The sequence below is a fragment of the Soonwooa purpurea genome, assembly GCF_053891095.1.
Genome location: NZ_JBSSMA010000034.1, coordinates 1 through 3973, shown reverse-complemented (window position 1 = coordinate 3973; position 3973 = coordinate 1). Strand labels below are relative to the sequence as shown.

Below are 3973 nucleotides of genomic sequence, written 5' to 3'. Positions count from 1 at the left end.
TTTTAAAATAATTTTTAGCATCAATGAAAAGAAAAATTATTAATTTCTAAAATGCCAAAAGATCTCCACTTGAATATATATATATATATATATATATATATATTCAAAAAAAGCTTATAACAGTCATTTATACACAATTAAAGTATTTAAAAAAAAAATACATATATATTTAACATCAATAGTACCATGCAAGCCCAAAATAAACCCAGTCTACACATGCCATCCACAGGAAACGCCATCCACAGAAACAGACCCCACTGCTAACAATATGGAAGCATTCCCCCTTCCATATTCCTAAATGGCAGCGGCACTATCCTAACCAGTAATATACGGCCTCCTAGGGGTTTCAATCCTAGGGATACTAACTAAATCCGAATATTCCAGACTTAGAACTTGTATAAGCCGAATTATTCACCGCTGAGAAATTCACGAAATACAAAAGAGGGACCCAACCATACTAGTCGTGAAGCAAAAATAAGTGACCCAACATTAAATCGTGAAATAGAAGAGGGGGATCATCAGCTGTTTACCATGTAACTGTTTCGGAGATTTAAAAACAGAACAGTTATCAAATTCATGGCTCTCCGGCAGTACTGATCAAAATACCACCTCCCCCACAACCAAATGTTAAATACAATTCAGTTATTTCACTTAAAGCAAGAGCAGCACCTCAGTTCACTATTAGATGAATTACAATGTAAATCACATGAGCGAGAGAAAAAAAAAATTATTAATCCGTCGAGTAATATAGCAATAGATATACATACCAACACGTTTATCAGTAAAGCCAGAAGTGAGAAGTAAAAAAATAAAAATAGCTAAACAATTTATATCTCCTCCAAACAAAAGACAGGCATATTCCAATTTACAGGTAATGGAAAATATCACCAATTTGGACTATGCCGACTTCAGAGTGAAGAGAGAAAAAAAAAAAAAAAAAAAAAAAAAAAAAAAAAAAAAAAAAAACCCATACCACCTATGTATCAGCATTAATATACTGTTTAATCCTAACTATCATTTCCTTAGGATTCAAATTATATCGCATAAAAACATCAGGGTATCTAGTCATAGCCTTATTTAATTGCCTGAAAATCTTATAGTTTTCCCCCCCTTGATTTATCATTCTAGTCACAAGAGCAGACACCTTAGGTAAAAAATCCCCAAATCTAAGTGTAGCCCTAGCGATTCTAAGACCCTCAGACAATATTGCGCCATAGAATATATAAGACGGAATTTCACTACTCTTGTGTGGCATTCGTACAATATTAAATGGGAAAGCATCTCTCTTATCGAACAACTTATAGACAAAGATCCCTTCCTCAACTGCGATGTCCAGATCAAGGAATGTTGCATGGCTACCATTATGCTCACACTTCAACTCCAGTTCTTTAGGGTAAATCGAATTATATGAATTCTCAAACTCACCACCATCATTCAAACAACACATATCATCTATATAGCGCTTGCAGCCGTGGAACGCATGCGCTCGTCTAGCATTACTACGAATCAATGAGGACATATATACATATTCGTATCTATGTAAATACAAATTTGCCCAAAAAGAGGCGGGGTCCATACCCATTGGAATTCCAATAGATTGCAACAGTAATTTATTTCCTACTTTAAAATAACTTTCGCAAATTAGGCTTTCAACTACTGCTTTAAGACTAGATCGTGTAAAACTAGATTTACCCTTTTTAGTATTACACCAAAAAACTCTTTTCTCCGTAAATCCAATAAATTTATTTTTACCCCCTTCAAAAACTAAGTCTATTATTTTATTTAATTCCTTAATCAGATCTCGATGTGGAATCTTAGTATACAAAGTACTGAAATCATAAGTAGAAATAGATCTGGCTCTCTTACGTGTATTTATAATTTCCAGCTTTTCCGTCACATGCTGGGAATTATTTATTACCCAAAAAAGGTTAAAATTGCTATAAAACTTACTCTTTAGGTGAAATTTATTTACTTGATTAAAAATCATTTGAAAAACTCCTGAAACGACCTTACTAATTGGTTTAGTACTACAGACCTTAGATGCCACTATAAAGCGAGCACCAATTGGTTTCTTATGCATTTTAGGAATCCAATACATTGTTGGCATTTTTTTCATCTTACTCTCCATGTTCAATCCTAATTTCTCACATAACTCGATATTATTTAAAATAATCTCATTAGGATCACGAGTAGATATCTTATATGTGGCAGATGACATACCATTTAAACCAACTTCAGACAATAATCTCTCTATATAGTACCTTTTACATATAAAAGCTACATTATTAGCAGCTTTGTCAATTGGAGTAATCACAAATTTATTATGAAGCTCCTTAAGGTTCTCCAACACTAAAGGATTTCTAAGAACCGGACTGGTCTTTTGTGGATGTTTAAAACGTTGTAAATGTTGAATTTTTTTATTTACACTTTTAAGAATTCCTTCCTTCCATAGATTAAATGTGCATTCCTCCATCTTATACTTATTTATTATAGAATAAATAAAATTATCCAATGCCTTAGTGATCGCTTTAACACATTTACCATAATTGTAACACTTTGGCTCTCTATAATTAGGCCCCTTTTGAAGAAGTTTTCTTAATTTTTTATTTTCTACGATATTCAACTTACCCGTTATTATATGACCAAGGTCCCCATCACAGAATTGTGAGTTTAGGCAATCACACTCTGGGATATTAATACAATCTACATTGCTCACCATAATAGACTCCACAGTTTCTTTATAATTAAATATTTTATTTCGTATTGTAGGTCCCAATCTGTATGTTACCAAAGGAATATTATCTTCCATTAGTAATTTATTTGGAAGCATCTGTACTATCTCCCTATTCCTAAAGATTTTAGCAAGATTAATATCATCGAGGCCTTTATTCTCATAATCAACCACACACACGTTTCGCTTAATATATTTATTTTTAATAATAGGTGGTTTATATAATTTAGTATCTATAATATCCAAAATATATTCGTACCATTGATGATATTCCGCCATCTTATATAATAAGTCAGACTGCAACATAATTCTAGATGCTATACATTTTAGGACCTTCTTTTTCGTTTGGTTTAGAATTTTCCTAATACAGTCAAAAGACGTTCGAATGTTATCATCTAAACATATTCTAACCCCATCAAAGAAATCCTCACACGAAATAGCAGATTCCCTATTATTTCTACCAATGCGGGATCGCACTGGACGAACTCCTGTACGGGAAAGAGGAGGGAAAATGCTACCAATACTCTCATCACCACCTCGTACATTATCTTTCTTAACCTTACTATTGAGTCCATAAGGATACACAACGCGCATTATCTTAATAATCCTATCTTCATTCTGCTGACGCATCCTGCTCATAACTTCATTAGTACCACCACAATCATTGTAACCGCCTCCCTTAAATTTTTCAATTATTTGCACGGAAAAACTCTGTCCCACACATGTTTCCCTAAAGTGCTCAATTACATGCTGACATCCCGTATTGCTGGTTCTATGGACATTAATACGCCTATGCAGTGGAATCATTGTTTCACCAACATATTGCATATTACATCTCCCGCAGGACAACAAATATATAAGGTTCTCTGACTTGCATGATAAATTTTCCCCTGAATGGTTAATAACCGGATACACTTTGCTAGTAACATTAGACCTATACTCCTTAGCCGTGACAAAAACAGTACAGGTCTTACATAATGGCGCATTACAAGGTGCGACCATAAAATTTTCAGTCGATACTTCCCTATTTGCCATTTCGGAAGAAGGAGTCCCTACTTCTGTATTCCTAGTGACAACGGCATCACCCTGACGAGAAATATTCGACCTCCTAGGGGGGTTAGCCCTAGAGGAACTCACTACGCCTGAGGGCTGCTCAGACTTAGCTTGCGATCTGGTAGTAGGCATATCAAAATATATAATAATGCATATATATATATATAAAAAAAAAAATTTTTTTAAAAG

The 3973-nt window shown here is 34.0% G+C and carries 1 protein-coding gene; it reads right to left on the bottom strand.

The genetic code is table 11. The annotated features are described in order from the left end of the window. Positions 1–976: 976 nt before the first annotated feature. Positions 977–3433 carry a hypothetical protein gene (locus tag ACVFVN_RS14430; RefSeq protein ID WP_456235821.1) on the bottom strand — a complete coding sequence of 819 codons (2457 nt, stop codon included), beginning with the start codon at positions 3431–3433 and terminating at the stop codon, positions 977–979. Between the last annotated feature and the right edge of the window lie 540 nt (positions 3434–3973).